General features: G+C 45.5%; 18 protein-coding genes. All 18 read left to right on the top strand.

Annotated features, from left to right (window positions below; genetic code table 11):
* Positions 1-61: 61 nt before the first annotated feature.
* The 18 genes from OXN25_07210 to OXN25_07125 all read left to right on the top strand — a co-directional run bounded on the left by OXN25_07210 (position 62) and on the right by OXN25_07125 (position 20228).
* Positions 62-1051 (top strand): hypothetical protein, encoded by a 990-nt coding sequence (locus OXN25_07210; protein MDE0424638.1) that lies wholly within the window; start codon positions 62-64, stop codon positions 1049-1051.
* A gap of 195 nt (positions 1052-1246) precedes the next feature.
* Complete coding sequence (locus OXN25_07205; protein ID MDE0424637.1) at positions 1247-2221, top strand: DPP IV N-terminal domain-containing protein; 975 nt, start codon at positions 1247-1249, stop codon at positions 2219-2221.
* A gap of 50 nt (positions 2222-2271) precedes the next feature.
* Positions 2272-3252: a hypothetical protein gene (locus OXN25_07200; protein MDE0424636.1), complete on the top strand. Its 981-nt coding sequence runs from the start codon at positions 2272-2274 to the stop codon at positions 3250-3252.
* Between the two features lie 323 nt (positions 3253-3575).
* Positions 3576-3743, top strand: coding sequence for a hypothetical protein (locus OXN25_07195; GenBank protein ID MDE0424635.1), 168 nt, complete (start codon positions 3576-3578; stop codon positions 3741-3743).
* An 89-nt stretch (positions 3744-3832) separates the two neighbouring features.
* Positions 3833-4057: a hypothetical protein gene (locus OXN25_07190; protein ID MDE0424634.1), complete on the top strand. Its 225-nt coding sequence runs from the start codon at positions 3833-3835 to the stop codon at positions 4055-4057.
* Positions 4058-4283: 226 nt separating this feature from the next.
* Complete coding sequence (locus OXN25_07185; GenBank protein ID MDE0424633.1) at positions 4284-5294, top strand: hypothetical protein; 1011 nt, start codon at positions 4284-4286, stop codon at positions 5292-5294.
* A gap of 207 nt (positions 5295-5501) precedes the next feature.
* Positions 5502-5741 carry a hypothetical protein gene (locus OXN25_07180; GenBank protein ID MDE0424632.1) on the top strand — a complete coding sequence of 80 codons (240 nt, stop codon included), beginning with the start codon at positions 5502-5504 and terminating at the stop codon, positions 5739-5741.
* Between the two features lie 144 nt (positions 5742-5885).
* Entirely contained in the window at positions 5886-6875 is a 990-nt protein-coding gene (locus OXN25_07175; GenBank protein ID MDE0424631.1) for a hypothetical protein, read from the top strand.
* Positions 6876-7206: 331 nt separating this feature from the next.
* Entirely contained in the window at positions 7207-8868 is a 1662-nt protein-coding gene (locus OXN25_07170; protein ID MDE0424630.1) for a glycosyltransferase family 4 protein, read from the top strand.
* A 112-nt stretch (positions 8869-8980) separates the two neighbouring features.
* Positions 8981-10636: a glycosyltransferase family 4 protein gene (locus tag OXN25_07165; protein ID MDE0424629.1), complete on the top strand. Its 1656-nt coding sequence runs from the start codon at positions 8981-8983 to the stop codon at positions 10634-10636.
* A 518-nt stretch (positions 10637-11154) separates the two neighbouring features.
* Positions 11155-12162 carry a hypothetical protein gene (locus OXN25_07160; GenBank protein ID MDE0424628.1) on the top strand — a complete coding sequence of 336 codons (1008 nt, stop codon included), beginning with the start codon at positions 11155-11157 and terminating at the stop codon, positions 12160-12162.
* A 214-nt stretch (positions 12163-12376) separates the two neighbouring features.
* On the top strand, positions 12377-12619 hold the full coding sequence (locus OXN25_07155; protein MDE0424627.1) for a hypothetical protein: 243 nt from the start codon (positions 12377-12379) through the stop codon (positions 12617-12619).
* A 371-nt stretch (positions 12620-12990) separates the two neighbouring features.
* Positions 12991-14352, top strand: a complete 1362-nt coding sequence (locus OXN25_07150; protein MDE0424626.1) for a 50S ribosome-binding GTPase — start codon at positions 12991-12993, stop codon at positions 14350-14352.
* A gap of 249 nt (positions 14353-14601) precedes the next feature.
* Positions 14602-15627 carry a hypothetical protein gene (locus OXN25_07145; protein MDE0424625.1) on the top strand — a complete coding sequence of 342 codons (1026 nt, stop codon included), beginning with the start codon at positions 14602-14604 and terminating at the stop codon, positions 15625-15627.
* Positions 15628-15749: 122 nt separating this feature from the next.
* Positions 15750-16646 (top strand): methyltransferase domain-containing protein, encoded by an 897-nt coding sequence (locus tag OXN25_07140; protein MDE0424624.1) that lies wholly within the window; start codon positions 15750-15752, stop codon positions 16644-16646.
* A gap of 20 nt (positions 16647-16666) precedes the next feature.
* Positions 16667-17803 (top strand): hypothetical protein, encoded by a 1137-nt coding sequence (locus tag OXN25_07135; protein MDE0424623.1) that lies wholly within the window; start codon positions 16667-16669, stop codon positions 17801-17803.
* Between the two features lie 150 nt (positions 17804-17953).
* Positions 17954-19807, top strand: a complete 1854-nt coding sequence (locus OXN25_07130) for a multiheme c-type cytochrome (protein ID MDE0424622.1) — start codon at positions 17954-17956, stop codon at positions 19805-19807.
* A 205-nt stretch (positions 19808-20012) separates the two neighbouring features.
* A complete protein-coding gene (locus tag OXN25_07125; protein ID MDE0424621.1) occupies positions 20013-20228 on the top strand; it encodes a hypothetical protein in 216 nt (71 codons plus the stop codon).
* Positions 20229-20253 lie beyond the last annotated feature (25 nt).

The raw sequence follows: 20253 nt of genomic DNA, 5'->3' as shown, positions 1-20253 counted from the left end.
CATAGGAACACCCATAACTATTGAATCAAACACTCTTTTGAGAAATATCAGTATAAAAACAATGAAACAGCTCGTTTTTGCCATAGTTAATTTATTGGTGCTGAATGTAAGCATTTGTCCACTTTTCGCCAAAGCACCGACGACACCCAAAATAGCACTTTCAGCAACACCAAACGGAGATTGGGACATCCTATTGATGAATCCAGACGGATCCGAGCAGATAAATCTTACGAACGATGCAGCACTCGATTATTATCCCGCGTGGTCTCCAACGGGTGAACAGATTCTCTTCTCCTCAGACCGCGATATATTTCCAGGGAGTTTAGATCTCTACCTGATGGATCCAGACGGCTCGAATGTGCGTCGAGTCTTCGGAAAATCAAAGCATAGAGGCGCACCCGCATGGTCACCGGATGGAAAGCTGATTGCTTACTGTTCCCGTGAACAGGGGCAGTCTGTACTCTATATAGGAACGATAGACGGGAAAAAAGAGGAACGTATCGCATTCGGATGTGGACCGGTGTGGTCTCCAGACGGTAGGGAGATAGCCTTTACCTCCGGGTGGCCTGAGAATATGCGAATCAGTATACTCAATGTCGAAACACGTCGTTATAAATTTTTCTTTCCGCCAAAAGCACAGCCCTCATGGATGGAAAAAATGGCGTGGTCCCCGAGTGGAGACAGACTCGCGTTTTCATGGCTGCACCGTGTGCCGTTAAAAGACTTCCTTGAGACACAAACGATTTATACCGTGAACCGCGACGGTGGCGACCTTAAGCAAATTGTGCCTGAGGCGGGTTTACGAGCAGTGAATCCGATGTGGTCCCCAGATGGAAGTGTCCTGTTTTACCAACAGTTGATTATGGATAAAGCATTGGGGAAAAAACGGTGGCAAATCTTCAAAGTTGCCGCGATGGGTGGGGAACCGGTTGAAGTGGGACCCCCAGGGTGGTATAGCTTAGGAGATTGGTTTGATCCAGCGTATGCGTTGCCTGTTTCTCCACAACCACACCTACTAACCACAACATGGGCAGAAACAAAGCAGAAATAGGGTTTTAGTCTAATTAAAAAAATCATGCACACTTTTTCAATAAAATTGTGTCTTTAACAATTAACGGGACTGTGTCTTGGTAAAGCAAGCCATTTCCCAAGTCTGATAAATCGCACGACTACCGACGCAATCTAAAATTCAAAACCGACAAAGCACTAAATCTGGCAATCCTTTTGTGTATCTGGGAGAATTTTGATGAAACGCCTGTTCAAATATACTCTATTAGGCACGATATGGTTTCTCAATATGATGTTCCTGTCCCTAAGCATAGTCGCCGCGGACGTTGGATATATCGCATTTTCGTCCTATAGAGGAGAAAACCGTGATATCTATATGATAGATATCAATGGGCAGAATCTCCAGAACTTGACGAACACTCCTGACATAGGTGAGTTCAATCCCACCTTTTCCCCTGATGGCCGTTTTATGGCTTACGCTGCCTATCATAAGAGAAATTCAGATATCTATGTGTTGGATTTGGAAACACATGCACGCAGACGACTGACCCACAACCTTAGCGAAGACACATCTCCTGCCTGGTCACCTGATGGGAAATGGATTGCCTTTATTTCCAACCGACGTACCAGTTATGAGATTTACAAAATTAATGCTAAAGGCGGCAACCCGCAACTCCTGACTCCCCTACGCGATAGAGACAGTTTCGCACCCGCATGGTCACCCGACGGTCAATGGATCGCTTTCTTTTCGGTTAGCCAGCAAGAGGGCAACCCGGACCCTCGTATCTATGTCGTCGCTGCCGCTGGGAGACAAATGCGTCAACTCCCAAAAGCCCTTCGGTCAGGTCCAACATGGTCTCCCACAGGAGACAAGATTGCATTTCCTGCCTCAAGCGGTGCGTGGACCAGCCACATTTATGTTATGCGTGGGGATGGAGATGATATTCGTCAATTAACGCGTGGTGTCAATTGGCATGGAGATCCTGCTTGGTCTCCGAACGGACGATGGATCGTCTACACTTCAGGCGCGCCTGTAAAAGGGGCTGCTAAAAGGGATATTTATCTGATAGATGCGACAGGTGGAGAACCGCGTCAACTAACGACGCATCCGTCAGGCGGTAGAAATCCAACGTGGGTCCCTGAACTATTCTTCGCTGTTTCACCGAGTGCGGAGAAAATGACAACCCTGTGGGGAAAAATTAAGCAGGAATAAGGACTCAGAAACTACGGTGTAACTTACACAGTCATCTAAAAGTATGCAATATGAAAACGATACAGTTGTTAGTTTTTGTAATTCTCTTGGTGCTAAATACAGGGATTTTTCCAGTTTTCGCAAAAGCCCCGAAAACCGCCAAAATCGTGTTTACGTCCACCAGGGATGGCAACAAAGAGATTTATACCATGAGTCTGGACGGAAGCCAACAGGTGAGGTTGACCCACAATCCTGCGGACGATCTCTATCCTGCTTGGTCCCCAACAGGAGAACAGATACTTTTTGTTTCTAATCGTCATGGGATTCCCGACCTTTATCTTATGGAGGCAGATGGGAAAAGTGAAAGACGCGTGTTCTCAAAAAGTGCTCGCAGAGAGGATCCGACATGGTCTGCCGATGGAAAACAGATCGCTTATGAACGGTGGGAGCGTGACGGATTGGCTATCTATATCGCGACAATGGATACAAAAACGGAGGTGCGCGTCGCAGGGGGGATAGATCCAGCATGGGCACCTCGTAGAAACGAACTTGCCTTTATTGGGACTGGAGATAATCGAATTGCTATTCTCACACCACAGGCTCCGCCTCCGAGGAAACCCATCCAAGGTGACCGAATGTTTATGAAGCATCCGGACTGGTCGCCATCGGGAAAGATGCTTGTCTTCTCCGGTCGTGAGTGGGATATAGATTTTGGTGAATTCAAAACGGCGGTTCTCTACATCGTCAATCGGGATGGCACAGATGTCCGGCAAATCGTTAAGAGAACGAAGCTAGAGTTTCTGGGTCCTGTTTGGTCTCCGCAGGGAGATGCACTCCTTTATGAGCAAAGAGTCGGCGCGAAAGTTATTGGGAAACAGGTAGAAGGAGGTCGATTTCAACTTTTCACAACAGCTTTGCACGGCGGAAAACCGAAACAACTCACACAACATGGACATAATATCCAAGCGGATTGGTTTGACCCAGAGGCACTACCCGTTCAGCCAAACATGACAATGTTAACAATGCTGTGGGGTGAATTAAAAAAGAAATAACATTTTGAATATAGCCGTCCTGAAATCGCCTTCCCGGCGTTATGCCTGCTTTCTGACCTAAACTCTACTTCCTTCCATAGATTCTTTAAAATTCCCCTATAATCTTATTTTTCCACAATTACAAACAATTTTGTCAATTTTTGAGTGAAAAAACCAAATTTTTCAAATTATTTTTCATTTTATGCACGTTTCCGACCTCAAAATTACGACTATATAATTGGACTTTCTATCATACACTTTAATTCAAAAAAAAGAATAGGCAAACATCGCTTGATTTTCCAAAAACTTTATACGCCTCTATCTCTTTGAGAAACGGGTGTCTTATGCCCCAGATATTGAGAAAACAAGCGTCAAAAAAGAAATGGTGTTTCAGACATAACCCCCTTGAAACCACTTCGGCAGAGATGTTGGTAGAATATCATACGCCTACCGAAGTTGAATACGTTTTCAAGCATTTCCAAGGGAAAGGCTCAATTCTCGCAGCGAAGTAATTCGCCTTGGAAATGGTTTTCCTAACGCACTTGGGTTGGGAACTCAATCCCGTCGGAACAGAGCACCGGCAGAAAGGAGAAAAACTGAGATGAAAACAAACCTTCGTGGTAAAATCCGCGACTTTATGGCATCCGAGGAAGGTCGCGTGGGGGTCAAAGGTCCTTTGACGCTTGGTATGGCGACTGGCAGTATCCTCCTCGCACAGGCAATTTTTGGAATTCAGGACGCTGCAGCACAACCATGTGACGATGACGAAGATTGCAAAAATTGGCCTAATCTTTGCCATCCAGATGGAACTTGCGTAAGCGGCTAAGAAACTATAGTACTTGCTGGGGCGTGGTAGTCTTCACTTTTTCGCGCCTCCAGCATTCCAGACTCCAATCTTTTTGCTTCAAAAAGATTTAAAGACATCTGCTGAAACATAGGTAATCTACTAAATTTTAAGAAAAAAATAACATATTGTTTGAACAAGGTCGTCGATACAGTTAAAGTAGAGCGAGTTTGGAGTTGAACCGTTTTTACTTTTAAAGGGGTTTCTCATGAAATACTGGTTTTGTTTTCCATCTTTTTTTCTTCATCTCGCATTGCTGAATATAAATACTTGTTTAGTATCTGCCCAAGCCCCAACAGCTGCTAAAATCGTGTTTGCGGCAAATCGGGAGGGCAATCGAGACATCTACATTATGAACCCGGATGGAACCGAACAGATAAACCTCACGCGGCACAAAGCCGACGATATTTCGCCAGTTTTCTCTCCCACTGGGGAACAGATTCTTTTCGCGTCGGACCGCGACCAACTTTCGGACAGTTGGGATCTGTATTTGATGGATACTGATGGCGGAAACGTTCGACAGGTGTTTGAAAAATCAGCGGATAGAAGGCACCCAACTTGGTCTCCATCTGGAAAACAGATCGCCTACACTCGAGTTGATCATGGTGAGCGGTTCCTATACATCGCAGCTATAGACGGAAAAAAGGAAGAGCAGGTGGCTATTGGTCGTTCATCTACATGGTCTCCAGATGGCACAGAAATAGCGTTTCTTAGCGGAGCACTTGATAAACCCAGACGCATCAGTTTATTAAGGGTGCAAACGAAAAAGCAGACGTTTCTCTCTTTTCCTAAAACTCCAACGTGGGTTCGCACTCCTTCATGGTCGCCAAGCGGCGAAAAGATAGCATTTTCGTGGGTAAATCGAGTTGAACTTCGACGTGAGGATTTTCAAAAAGAGACAATCTATGTTGTAAACCACAATGGCACAAGTTTACAACAAATTGTTGATGAAGCGGGTCCCGCAGCTGTTGATCCAGTATGGTCACCCAGTGGAAAAGAACTACTTTATATTCAAGCAGACGACGTTGATGCCGTGTTCCCCATTCGTCGGCAAGTATTCAAAATCGCACTGAATGGTGGTCCGCCTATACAACTCACACATGTTGGCTTTGGACATCATCTTGGAAACTGGTTTGACCCGGCATATGCGTTGCCGGTTTCTCCACAACCCCGGCTGCTAACAATACTGTGGAGCCAAGTGAAACAACAGAAGTTTTAAACATAAAAGCCTTGAAACCACTTTGGTAGAAATGTTGTCCAAACAGCATACGCCTACCGAAGTTGAATGTGTTTTCAAGCATTTCCGAGGGAAAGGCTCAATTCTCGCAGCGAAATAATTCGCCTTGGAAATGGTTTTCCTAACGCACTTGGGTTGGGAACTCAATCCCGCCGGAGTAGAGCACCGGCAGAAAGGAGAGAAACCTGAATGAAAACAAATCTCCGCGGTAAAATCCACGAATTCATGCAGTCCGAAGAAGGCAAAGCCGGAATAAAATCCCCGTTGACCCTCGGTATTGCAACCGGTGGAATCCTACTCGCGCAAGCAATCATCGGAACGCCAGCCGAAGCAGGAGGGTTATGCGAAAACGACGATCACTGCGTGGATCCTGAGACCTGCAATGACAAAGTTTTTATCGACAACCGATGGGTCGGTACATGTTATTAACAATGTCAATATAGACTGTGGCTTAGATCGTCATAGTCTTGTTGGCTTTCCAGCGTGTGGTGGTTTTACTACCACACGCCCCTACATACTGGGTCTGTTACGTTTTTTCATTATCTACGTTTTTTCATTATCGGAAATACACCTATGAAATGCCTACTCATTTTTTTTCTAACCAGCCTGATGCTATTATGTGCAAGGATGGACCCAGCTGGCGCAGAGGCACCGCTGACTCCCAAGATCGTGTTTACTTCCGCGCGAGATGGCAATTACGAGGTCTACATCATGAATCCCGATGGTAGTGAACAGATAAACTTAACACAACACCCCGCAAATGATCTTCAAGCTGTCTGGTCTCCAAACGGCGAGCAGATTCTTTTCGCCTCCGATCGTAATGGTGTTCGAGACCTCTACTTAATGGATCCGGATGGTTCCGACGTTGAACGCGTTTTTGAAAAAGAAGTCTATAGAGAAAATCCGACATGGGCACCCAATGGCAAACAGATCGCTTATGTACACATAAACTGGAATCTTCTCAACTTCATTATCCACATTGCCACCCTTGGGGAACAAGAACCAGAAGAATTTGCTGTGGGTCCGTCCCAACCCGCGTGGTCACCGGACGGCTCGCAAATAGCCTGCTCTGTAGGAGGTAGAATTGCGTTTATTAACATCCGCACACGATTGCAAAAACGACTCTTACCCCGGAAAGCAACGCATTGGCAATTTCATCCGTCGTGGTCAGGGACAGGGAATAAAATCGCTTTTGCTTGGAATAGCAATCCGTTACCGCCAGACCTCGAGCCGGGCCAACCGGTACCTGGGGAATGGGTGGACCAGCAAACCATTTACATTGCGAATTACGATGGCACCGATCTCCAGCAGCTTGTTGATCAAGGAGGACCTTATGCACAGTACCCAGCATTGTCGCCAAGTGGCGATGAAGTTCTTTATACACAGGAAATTAACGGGCAATTCCAAGTCTTTAAAGTCAACATGAACAGTGGCATTCGGACGCAGTTGACGGATAATGTACGGAGTTTTGGAGGGGACTGGTTCGATCCTGAGTATGCGTTATCCGTTTCACTACAACCACACCCACTAACCACGACATGGGCAGAAGTCAAAAAGAGATAGTGTTTTAGACATCTTTGAATATAACCGTCTCGAAATCGCCTTCCCGGCGTTATGCATGTTTCTGACCTGAACGCTACTTCCATAGATTTGTTCCAAAATTCCTCTATAATCTTATTTTTTTCACAATTACAAATAATTTTCGCCAATTTTTAAGTGAAAAAACCAAATTTTTCAAATTATTTTGCATTTTATGCACGTTTTCGACCTCAAAATTACGACTATATAATTGAATTTTTTATCACACATTTTAATTCCACAGAAAGGTAAAAGATAAACATTGCTTAATTTCCCAAAAACTTTACACCCACTCCATCTTTTTCAAGAGGAGGGGATGCTTTATGCCGCAGATACCGAGAAAGCACGCGTCGTTGAACTTTCTCCCGCGATGGCGGATATTCTAAAACTCGCAGAAACACAAACCAACGACGAAATTGCCCAAGTGCTAAAAACCTCTTACACAGAGGACAACATTCTTGAGGCATTCGAGAGGTTCGAGGCACTCGAAAAGGAAGGGCTGCTATTCAATCGGGGTGAAAATCTCACAGAAACCCTCGCATTAGAAAGCGAAAGACGAAAGTTACTTGTTGCGATACCCTACATCAGTATTGACTCGTTTTTTGATATTGAAACATTATATGCCGGGACCAACATGGCACTCTCCTACATGTTTCAACATCTCACGAAATATGTAGACCTCCACTTTGCCGGCAACCAAAACCGAAAATTAGCCGATAACGTCTATGAAGTTGATATCAGCATAGATGACTTCGGCAGGCTCAGCCGAAGAATCAACGAAACCTATTTCGGCATTCTGACCCTACATCGCGACCACGAGACGTGGCTGCTGCCGCTTTACCAGCATAAAGAACTCCCACCGATGCTGGTGCAGTGCCACGCGCCGCGCGGACACGGTGGAAACGCTATCAACTCAATGCTGCGGCATTACGCTGCAATGCGAGATTTTGACGCTTTCACCGCCCCGTCTGATTATGTCCGAGAGTTCTATTCAGATTACGTCTGGGATACCAGTTTCTTCAAAACCCTACCCAACGGCGTAGATTCGGCGTTGTTCTGTCCAATGGATAAGCAAGAAGCGAAAAAAGAACTCGCGGAATATGTCGGAGATGACCGAATTATGACGACACCGACGGTCGGTTATCTCTCACGGGTACAGTCTGAAAAAGGTGCCTCTGTCTATTTGAAACTCGCTGAATTGAATCCACATCTGTTGTTTTTAATTGCTGGACCCAGCCTTGGTAGGTATGGTTTAAGAGAGTTGCCTAACAATCTCGTCTATGCAGGCTTCCATCCACGCGAGAAGTTACCAATGGTCTACAACGCCTTTGATGTCTACTGCTTTCTTTCAATGTCAGGTGAGGAGACGTTTGGTTTGACAGTCCTTGAAGCGATGGCGTGCGGTGTTCCACCGATCGTTCCCAATTTTGATGGCGTGCCTTCGGTCGTTGGGGATGCAGGCTTAATTGCGGATGCTGAGAATTTTGATCAAGATATAGGAACACTGGTGAGTTATCCATGCCCGATAGATTTTTCGGAGAAAATTAACCTATTATTGAACGACGGTCAAATGCGTGAAAACCTTTCCCAAAAAGCGAGAGAACGGGCACTCTCCTTCACATGGGATAAAACCGCACAGCGGATTGTCCAATTCTTTGAAGAACTCCGTCAAAAAAGGCAGCTTGCCAGTCCAAACGGACTCCTGAGTGTTTTTTCCGCTCAAACCGAAACATCGAATTCAGAACAACAGCACCTTAGATACAAATCGATTCTATTGGGAATGAACAAACGTTATGAACGCTCTCTGATGGGCGACCCTCTCTATTCTCAGCGTGTTGAAGAAGGACTTTTGATAACTTTTTTGAAAAACCACACTGTCAGAGAAGCAGAGGCACTCCTCACCGGATTCATCGAAGATGAGGCGGAAGCGAAGGCGATCCTGAAAAGAATTCAGGGCTTAATTCACGCAACTGCCTAAAAATTTTTGTAGCGCAAACTGTCAGTTTGCAGGTATCCAGATAGCGAAAATCAATCTGTTTCTCGTTTTATCCAAGGATACACCAAACTGAGAAAAAAGAGGAAACAAAACCATGACAGCTAACACCCTTTATCACCTAAAACAGCACCACAAATTTGAACAAGGCGGTCACAAATACGTCGCAGACCTTGAAACTAACGACATCATTCAGGTGAATGATGTGGAATGGGACGTTTTGGATCGCTATGCGACTCAGACGCAATACCAAATTGTTGAAGAGCTCAAGGAAAAATATAAAGTTGCCTCTATTTTTCAAGCAATTGAGCGTTTGGAACAACTTGGGCAGCAAGGCTCCCTCCTAAGCTCAATAGATGGCGCGGTGAGACAAACTGTCAACAGTTGGAAACAGAAAAATAGAAAACCAAAGTTATTGGTCCCCTTTCACTTCACAAAAGAGAAAACATCGCTGGACTACACAACAAATCTAAATCGCTATCAACTTTTGACGCATTTAACCCAGTTTGCTGACTTAGAAACGCTTACCTTTTCTGAAGCAGGAAAGACAGACCTAAAACCGGAGGAATTTCAAGGTTTTGGAGACATCAACGTTCGGAATATAGAAGTCGACGAAAGCAGTGCCTTCGGTCCACCGTGGTATGCCATGGACGGATACGATGGCATTTTACTCCTCTCCCAATTCTTGACAGATGATCTATTGTACTATAGGATTCCCGATGTGCCGATTGTACACTGCATAGATGATGTCCAGAAATCGCAAGATTCAACACTTGAAACACTCCTAAACATTTGCGCTTTCCAAAACCCAGAGGATACATTAGTCGTCAAAGCCTCGTGGGTAAAGGAATGGCTCCAGGAACAAGGTGTTGCTGAAAAAAGCGTTCGCGTTATCCCGAATGGTGTCAACGTTGGTGAACCGGTAGGTAAGGGGTTAGCAAAACAACACACCGCTGCACTCTTTGAAAAACCAATATTCGCACAACACCCCGTCGTAGGGCTGATTTCAGGATTTGAACCCAACTATGGGGCGAAGCTAATTTCTGCGTTTGCTCATGCTAATCCGCATCTTGCGGTTTTTATCTACGACCCGTTCTTGGCAGCACATTGGACACATCCACCAGACAATGTAGTCATCTTCAGTGTAGACGATGACGAGATGCATTCCATTTTACCCATCTTCTTTCAAGCACTCGATCTCGTCTGTTTTCCAGCGATTCCGGGAACACCACTGTCATTGGTTTTAGAGGCGATGGCGTACGGTACCCCGTGTGTGGCTATGACGAAATATAGATTGCCGCCGGAGGTCGAGGGCACCGGTGAGACTGTGAAATTTGGGGAGCGTGGTTTTAGTAATCTCCATGTCCGGATGTCTGAGTTGTCGAACGTAGTAAATCAGTGGCTGAAGCCTTCTGCTATGCGCGCCGAATGTGAGAATGTGGCAAAGAATTTGGCTCAAAAGTTCACTTGGGAAAAATCGGCACAAGAAATCGTCCAGTTATTTGAAGAGAGTTATCAGCAAAAAATGATTGTTCCCAGACAAGAAGAAACTTTGCTTCCATCAGTCTTCTGCCGGCGGTATGATCCGGGGACTGGAACCACCGCGTCTGGTGTGTATCGACTGGGAACCAATGGATATGAACACCTTGAAACGGCTTTAGTAGAAATGTTGTCCGAACAGCATACCCCTACCGAAGTTGAATTCGTTTTCAAGCATTTCCAAGGGAAAGGCTCGACTCCCGTGGCGAAGTAATTCGCCTTGGAAATGGTTTTCCTAACGCACTTGGGTTGGGAACTCAATCTCGCCGGAATAGAGCACCGGCAGAAAGGAGAAAAACCGAGATGAAAAAGAACCTTCGCGGGAAAATCCGCGAATTTGTCAAGTCTGAAGAAGGTAAGGTCGGGATAAAGTCCCCACTAACCCTCGGTGTGGCAACCGGTGGAATCTTGTTGGCACAAGCTATTGTCGGAACTCCACATGCTGCAGCAGATTCTTGCTGGACTAAAGCCGACTGTCCTAGAGCTGATCATGAGTGTCATAATGCTAATCCACCTTGGTGGCAAGGTACTTGCCGCTAATAGCCTAATGCTCAGATGAGATTTCTTCAGTTTGAAGAGGAAATCTCATCGGTTCTCAAGTCATGACTAATGTCAATGTAGATTGTGGATAAAACGTCCCAATCTTGTGACGATCCAGCGTGTGCTTGTTTTACTACCACACGCTATCGCATGCTGTGTATTATGCCCTTTGAGTAATTGGAGGAATATCCTATGAGGCTTATATCCAGTTTTCGCATGCTCGCGTTAGTGTTGCTGTGTGTGAACGTTTCTCCAGTTTTCGCCAAAACACCGACGACCGCTAAAATCCTATTCACCTCCGCTCGTGATGGTAATCGTGAAGTCTATATCATGAACCCAGATGGCTCTGAACAAGTAAGACTTACACACCATCCCGCAAACGATCTGAACGCCGTTTGGTCTCCAACAGGTGAGCAGATTCTCTTCACCTCCGATCGCGACGGTAATCGAGACCTGTATCTGATGAACCCTGATGGAACCAATATACGACGCGTCTTTAAGAAAGAACTGAAGCGCCCCAACACTCGTCGGGATGGTCCGACATGGTCGCCGGATGGTGAACAGATCGCTTACATGTACACCAACTGGGATAAGAAGATAGATGTCATCCGCATTGCGAACTTAGGAGAACAAGAAGAGGATTTCTTAGCAAACGGTTTGGATCCAGCGTGGTCGCCCGACGGTGCGGAAATAGCTTATGCTCCCCTTGAAGATGGCCGAATGACCTTCATCAACGTTCGCACAGGTTCGCAAAAACGGATTCTACCGAGAAAAGAATTAGGGGGTCAACTGATGCCATCTTGGTCGGCGTCCGGTGACAAACTTACATTTGCTTGGAATAACAACCCATTACCTCCAGATTTCAAGCCGGGAGATAAGCTGCCAGCAGGATGGGCTGATAAACGAACAATCTACATCATCAATCGCGACGGTACCGGTCTTCAACAACTTGTTGATGAGGCGGGTCCCATGGCACAGTATCCCGAATTATCACCGAATGGCAAACAAGTCCTTTATACACAGGAAGTTAAGGAACGGGATCAGATCTTCAAAGTTGATGTGAGCAGTGGGGTTTGGACACAATTAACGCATATTTCATGGAATTCCGGCGGGGACTGGTTTGATCCTTCGTATGCGTTGTCAGTTTCACCGCAACCGCAACTCCTAACCACAACATGGGCAAAAGTCAAAAAGAAATAGCGTCTTAAGTCTAAACATCTTGAGAACACTTTGGTAGAAATATTGTCCAAATACCATACCCCTACCGAAGTTGAATATGTTTTCAAGCATTTCCAAGGGAAAGGCTCGACTCCCGTAGCGAAGTAATTCGCCTTGGAAATGGTTTTCCTAACGCACTTGGGTTGGGAACTCAATCCCGCCGGAACAGAGCACCGGCAGAAAGGAAAAAACCGAGATGAAAACAAATCTTCGCGGTAAAATCCGCGAATTCATGCAGTCCGAAGAGGGTAAGGTGGGAGTAAAGTCCCCACTGACCCTCGGTGTAGCAACCGGTGGAATCTTGTTGGCACAAGTCATCATGGGAACTCCACAGGCTGATGCACACGAAACTTGCTGGGATGATGACGACTGTGTCAGAGAGGATCATGATTGTCATAACGCCGATCCCGATAACGATATAAAAGGCACTTGCTACTAATAGCATAACACTCCGATGAGATTTCTTCAGTTTGAAGAGGAAATCTCATCGACTCTCAAGTTAGGGATCTGCTTGGTAGTAGGTATTCAATATAGAATTAGATTGATTTTATAAAGATAGGATCCATTCTTGTCTTTAACTATAGTTTGGACAATTTCTGTGAGGCTAATGTTCACTTTCAAAGGGTTTCTGATTTTTCTTCAAGTGCCATACAAAAACCCAACTCGTAGAAAAATAAACGCAAATGCAAGAAGGCGCAAGCCCCAGCGGGGCGAAAGGTCTATAGAAGGACTACACCGCCAAAAGACAAGCCCCAGCGGGGCGAAAGGTGAATTGCCCAAAGTTTAGTATTTTATTAAGGAGAAATAATTATGAATATTATGGAACTCTACAGCATCGTTAAGATAATATTTGACACGACGAAGGGAACGATAGATCTAGCACGAAAAATGAGGGAGCTTACAAAAGATAGGGGTGACCTGTTGGGGAGCATAAATCAAAATCAGACTGCGGTAGTTTCAACAGCTCTACATAGACTGAGACAGAAGAAGGCACCGCGAATTGCTGTAGTCGGTGAAACATCAACTGGGAAATCAGCATTAGTTAATGCCCTTTTTGGTGCTCCGCTTACAAAAGTAAGTCTTGTAGCTGATACAACAAAGTCAATTCTTCGTGTGGAGTTTGAAAGCGGTCTTGTAATTTATGACACACCTGGAATCTTCGGTAAGGAACGTCTTGAGAATTTAACCCGGTTATTTATCGGTTTAAGACAGGACCACGATAAAGCAGATCAAGTTAAGTATGTTCCTTTTCATCCCGACCCTGAATCTGAAGAGATAATCCAACTTTCGGGGAGGGATATTGGGAAACATGCCCCCATTGATGTTGTTCTCTGGACTATAAATGTGTCACGTCCACTTAGCCGCATAATGCGAAAAGTGTTACATTCATTTTTCTCCGAACTTGAGAAGAAGTTTGGGGATCGCCTTGTCGTTGCCGGCACTCACCTTGATAGACTTAATGAAGTGTCTGATGAGGAAAAAGAGGGGCAATTACGTGTTTGGAATGAAATCTCCAACAACCAGATTGTTCCGGTTTCTTCAGTGACAGGAGATGGATTGGTAGATTTGGCAACGGAACTTTTTAAGAGGATGCCGGGAAATGTTTCTTTATCAAAATTGCAAGAATCATTAGAAAAAATTGCAAAGATTGACAGGCTTTCCTTTGTTGTTGCCGAGGTGAGTCGTCCTCTAGCAATTATGATGTTAATGAGCGGGGAGGATCAGGAGGGAATTGAGATTTATGTAATAATTCTCATTTCAACGCTTTGTTATCATTATTCTGTTAATGAAGAGACTTGGCTGGATTTGCATGGGGATGGTTTGGAAATTGCTCGCTATATCCAAGAAACTTCTGGAACCGAACAAGTTACTACAGAGCGTGAACCAATAGGTTTATGGGAAAAAATTAAGTCGTGGTTTGGGGCAACTTTTTACACTCGAAGAAAAGAATATCGGACACTTGGTGTGGAAGGGCTTTCAGAGTTGCTACCAATTTTCTATGAACTCATATATGAATTTGAAAACTTTGAAACCTCAGCGTTACCCCCCGAACGTATCAGTCAAAGAGTTCTGTCAGAAAGAAAGAATTTAGAGCCTTCGTTGCGGGCTGAGGATATAGAAAAATTGGCATCTCGAATTAACGATTTGCTAAAATCTCTTCTCCCGCTTTAATTCTATAAACATTTCGCCCCGCTGGGGCTGCACTTTGGGGTGTCCGAGTTTATTTTTCTCCAAGTTACGTTTGTGTGAGGAACATAAAAAAAATCAGAAATACTTTGCAAACAAGGCATGAACCTGACGGAAATTGTCCAAACTTTAGTCTTTAAGTAGAAGTAGAAAAAATAAGGTTAACTGGGTATAAACGGATGGAGCCAGTTCATATTGGAAAAGGTTAGGAAGCCTGAAGAAGCAGAATCTGCTATGAAAATGATGAGATTGTTAGTCTTTTTCTTATTTATCGCTTGGGTCATGAATATAAGTGTTTGTCAGGTTTTCGCGAAAGCACCGATGACTTCTAAGATCCTGTTTACCTCCGCACGCGATGGTAATCGTGAAGTCTATATCATGAACCCGGATGGCTCTGAACAGGTAAGACTTACACATCATCTCGCAAATGATCTGCACGCTGTTTGGTCCCCAACAGGTGAGCAGATTCTTTTTGTCTCTGATCGTAGTGGTAAGCGAGACTTATATCTGATGAATCCTGATGGATCCAATATCCAACGCTATTTCAAGAAAGAACCGAAGAGAAACTTTACTTTTCGGGATTATCCGGCGTGGTCGCCAGATGGTAAACAGTTCGCTTACATGCACATCAACTGGGACAAAGATATATACGCCATCCACATTACGAACTTAGGAGAACAAGAAGAAAATTTCTTCGTGAATGGTTTGCACCCAGCGTGGTCGCCCGACGGTGCGGAAATAGCCTGTACAATCCTTGAAGGTGGCCGAATGACACTCATCAACGTTCACACAGGTTGGCAAAAACGGATCCTACCCAGAAAAGAATTGGGAGGTCAAACCAGGCCATCTTGGTCTGCCATGGCGGACAAACTTGCCTTTTCTTGGAATAACAACGATTTGCCGCCAGATTTCAAGCAAGGAGATAAACTACCAGAGGGATGGACTGATAAACGCACAGTCTACATTGTCAACCGTGATGGCACCGGTCTCAAACAACTTGTTGATGAAGCCGGTCCCAAGGCAGTGACTCCAGTGTTATCCCCAAGTGGAGACGCAGTTCTCTATACGCAGAGAATTAAAGGGCGCCTACAAATATTCAAACTTGATATAAACAGTAGTGTTCAAACACAGTTGACACATATTGTTGGATTATCTCTTTCTCAAGCGAATGCTGGTGGCGATTGGTTTGACCCGGTATACGCGTTGCCAGTATCACCGCAACCGCAATTGCTAACCACGACATGGGGAAAAATGAAATAGGAGATGATCCGTAGCGAAAATAACGTAGGGCTCTCTTTCTCATGTGAATCATTCGTCCCGAACATGTTTTTAATCCATTTCCAGTTATCGAAAAAATCCGATTTTGAGAAAGGTAATGATAAATGCACTACCCTGAATTTGAATCAGCGTTTGATGCACAACTCCAAACACACACAGACTTATATCCACACGCAGTGGCATACCATCGCGCCCGTTTTGATCAGACAATTCAGCACCTATTCTCCTCTATCTTAGCGCAGACAGAAACTTTAATCCAGCAGCCGGAGACAAACTGGGCACACACTGAGGAAATCGTCAGCGACATCCTCTACTGTGGCGATATAACTGTTGAACAACTCTTTGCCCTTGAAATTCCCAACCAACTCACAGCAGATAGGGATTTTGAAGCAGTAAAAACGAAACTCTATGAAACGAAATATTACCCTATCAGTGAACACCTGAACTACATCGCTTTTCCGCCTGCTTTGGAAAGGAAAGCATTCATCGGCAAACACCTTAACCGTTTGAAAGAAAAATCGCGTTTCTGTGATCTCGGCTTCGGTCCCGGTGTGTTGACTACATTCATTCTACAACAAGACCCCTCATGGCAAGTTGACGGTGTTGATATAAGCCAGCACTGCCTTCATCATGCCCAGAGACTCTTATCGAAAAAAGATGTACTTGGAAGGAGTGAACTATCAGTTGGAGATGTTCGCGCGCTACCCTATCCAGATGATACTTTTGATATAGTTATCGCTGTTGAGGTGCTTGAGCATATCCCAGATCCAGAAACTGGGTTGTTAGAAGCAATGCGAGTCCTGAAGCCGGGTGGATACGCAATAACGGCACTGCCGGTGCAGCTACCGCTTCTCATGCACCTCTACGATTTTGATTCTCCCGATGAAGTCCTATCACTCTACAAAAAGGTTGGACTTAAAGTTATTGACTTCGAGACGAAGGAGTTCCAACGGCAAGCGGGTCCCTTCGTTGATACATTTGCACTCAGCACGAAACCGTAAAGAAAGGCACGCTTTGTATTATGTCGTACTATGAATACTTTCTGATTTTCTTGGCACTCGCTTTCTGCGGATACGCGAGTTATACCGACCTGAAGACGCAGAAGATTCGCAACTTCTGCTCCCTCGGACTCCTGTATGTAGGAACACTTAGCCAACTGATGGCGTGGTATCTCTGCACAACAACGCCCCTCTATATTTTAGGACTCTTCTTCGGAAGTGGACTGATTGCGTTTGCCTTCTACTGGTTCGGTATCTTCTCGCCCGGAGATTCCAAACTCTTTTGGGGACTCTGCCTGATTTTTCCGCTGTCGCTTTTCAGAAATCTCAGCGGTGCGATGAGTTTTCCACCCTTGATACTCGCACTCAATATTATTGTCCCGTACTCTATAGGGATACTCGGATATTTGCTCTTCAAGTTTGCACTGATGCGAAATAAACTCGACCTGCTTCGGTATTTCTTCAAGTCCTACTTTCAAAAGGAGCCGCTCCTCGAAAAACTCTTCAACCTGCTTCTGTTTATCGGTATCGGGTCTGGATTAACCTACGTGTTGCAATTTTTTGGATGGGAACCCGATCGATTTCTGCGCCTCATTTTAGTTTTGGTCGCATTTACTGTGATTCAAAAGATGTTATCGCCACTGCCGAAAACGCCGGTCTATTACGCTGTTACTGGTTTTGTCTGTGTCTGGTTAGCCGTGCAAGCAACGCCATCTATTTCGGTGTTTCTCACCGGTTTCGCCTTCTTTTTAGGGTTGTATCTCGTGGTTTTCGTTATCGCCAAACAGTTGATTCTCAGTTTAGCGAGTGTAACCTTGGACAATGCCGTTGATGTCAACGGTCTCCAAGTCGGTATGATTCCTGCGGAACAGATTGTTCGGGTAGCGCAACCAGACGGCACCGTCCGCTACGAAAAGCAACAGGTCGAGTTTTCAAGCGGTCAGGACGATAACATTGTCATCTCACCCGATCCGACAGGTCTGACGACGGCAGAGATCGCCGAATTGCAACACCTTGCTGCAGCGGGTGCTTTTGCCGAATTTGGCAATCAGATAAACGTCCAACCCTCAATTCGTTTTGCGCCGGTTATCTCCATCGGAGCACTGCTGACGGTTCTTTGCGAAGGTCCCTTTTATCTCAAACTGATGCAGCTATTTTAATTTGGCAGTCAGCCATCAGCGGTCGGCTGTCAGTAAAAGAGGTTCTGCTTAAATTAAACGCTTCTTTGCCGATTGCTGAAAGCCGATAGCCATTCTCTACACACGAAAGGAACACAAATCAATAACCCTTAATTGATTTATTTTATCTCTATGAAACGTGCGATTCTTGTTCTAACCTTTTTAACGGTAGTGGTAACGCTACCACCGATTTACCTACAGTGGGCAGAATCTCAAAGACTCAACCAGATCCAGGAAGTGAAGCAAAAAGCGCGACCTGTTTTCGGTGAGCCATTAGAAACAGTTTTGTCCGAACTCAAAAACGACGATCCGCCTTCTGTGATTATTTTATACACCGGTGGCACCAAAAGCCATCTGGAACCGTGCGGGTGTTATCAAGAGCAGTCGGGGGGACTGCCGAGACGTGCTTACATTGTAGACCAGATTCGACAGCAAGGGTTTCCAACTCTCTTGGTTGATGCAGGCAATATCTTTGATGGAAAAGCGGAAATTGACGCGAAACGGTGTGAAGTCAATCTCAAGGCGATGTCGGCGATGGAATATGATGCCGTTGCCCTGAGTCAAACAGACCTTTCCTATGGGGACGCGTATTTAAGCCAACAACGTGCCGTTGCGACGTTTCCGTTTTTAACTCCAACACAAAACGATTTTACACATCCCTTTGTCACCAGACAAGTTGGGCAGCATACGATCGCCTTTGTCACAGGTGAACTTTCAGAAGATACAGTACCGCAAGTCGATCTTGTTGTAGCTCTGGGGACTTATGAAACCTCGAAACACGTTGACGTTGTAATTCAACCCGACGAAATGGAGACAACGAAATCTGAAGATGGAACGCTTTATGTCGGCTCTAAACCCGAAGGCAAAACATTGGGACTCTTAGCACTCTGGATAAACTCAAACAGGGAACTCGCACGTCATTACGCCACACAATTAGCGTTGACTGGCGACGTAGCGGAATCCCAATCGGTGCGCCAACTGCTGACCGACTTTTATCGAGAGGTTGGGCAATCGTCTGACCTTACACCGCTCTTCGCTGGACAACACCTGGAACAGGATCCGCAAAACGGATACGCCTCAGCGACAGCCTGTCAAGAGTGTCATCAACAAGAATATCTCCAGTGGTCAGCGACGCGGCACGCGTTCGCCTTTGAAACGCTTCTGAAAAAAGAACGCTACTTCGATGCGGGTTGCGTCTCCTGCCATACCACCGGACTCGGCTATCCAACAGGATTTCAGATAGGCGATCAGGACTCAACCCTCAAAGGCGTACAATGCGAAACCTGTCACGGTCCTGGCAAACAGCACGTCGGCAATCCTAAGAAAACCAACATTCGCAACGGTGCTGATACAAGGCTCTGTCTGGAATGCCATGATACAAAACATTCTCCGGGCTTCTCAGAAGTCGTAGCACTCCACACCAAGGACATTGATCACAGTCGAGAACCAATGAACCTGGAGGAACTCTTAGCATCCCGTATAGCACGGATGGGCAAACCGACATTGGAACTGTTCGTCATGAGTTACTGTCCCTTCGGTGTTCAGGCGGAAGAGAAGATTATCCCAATCGTCAAGGAATTTGGTGACAAAATCGACTTCAAACTCCAATTCATCGCAGACGAGAAGGAGACGGTTTCTCTGAACGATATAACACCGTTCACGAGTCTACACGGTTATCCTGAAGTGGCAGAAAATATCCGACAACTCCTGATAGCGCGAGAATATCCTGATAAGTATCTCGACTACATCTTATGTCGGGGTAAGAAATTGGACAAGAGTTGGGAGAGTTGCGCTGAGAAACTCGGCATTGATGTCGCAAAGATTCAACGTCTGTTTGATTCACCGGAGGTTTCCGAACAGATGTTCCGGGAAAACATCAAGCGCGCCGAGGAATTGGGTATTAAAGCCTCACCGACGATTTTAGTCGATAACCACCAATTCCGGGCAACGCAGTTATTACGGGCGAGTGGAACACCTTGTCAGTGATCTCAAAGAGGAACGAAGCGAACACGGTTCATGAAATCAGTCAACAAGAATCGTAAGTATTTTGAAAAGAATTTAGAGAGCGTTTCCAGGGGGAGGGCTCCACTCCCGTAGCGAAGCAATTTGCCTTGGAAATGAGTTTCCCAACTCTAGTTGAGAAACTTATCCCGCTGGAAGAGAAGCACCAGCAGAAAGGAGAAAAGCCAAGATGAAAAAGAATGTTCGAGACAGAATTCAAACCTTCCTCGCATCTGAGGAAGGGCGTGTAAGTGCCAAAGCACCCTTGACGCTCGGTGTTGCAACAGGTAGCGTCCTGCTCGCAACTGCTATTGTCGGAACACCAAATGCTGACGCATGCGGTGCGGCGGGAATTCCTTGCCCTGCGGGTCAGGTGTGTTCTGAAGGCACATGCGTGGATAGTTAATAACTAAACCATTGTCTGGGAAGCC

The sequence above is a fragment of the Candidatus Poribacteria bacterium genome (assembly GCA_028820845.1).
Taxonomy (GTDB): Bacteria; Poribacteria; WGA-4E; order WGA-4E; family WGA-3G; genus WGA-3G.
This window is presented reverse-complemented; position numbering and strand designations above follow the sequence as displayed.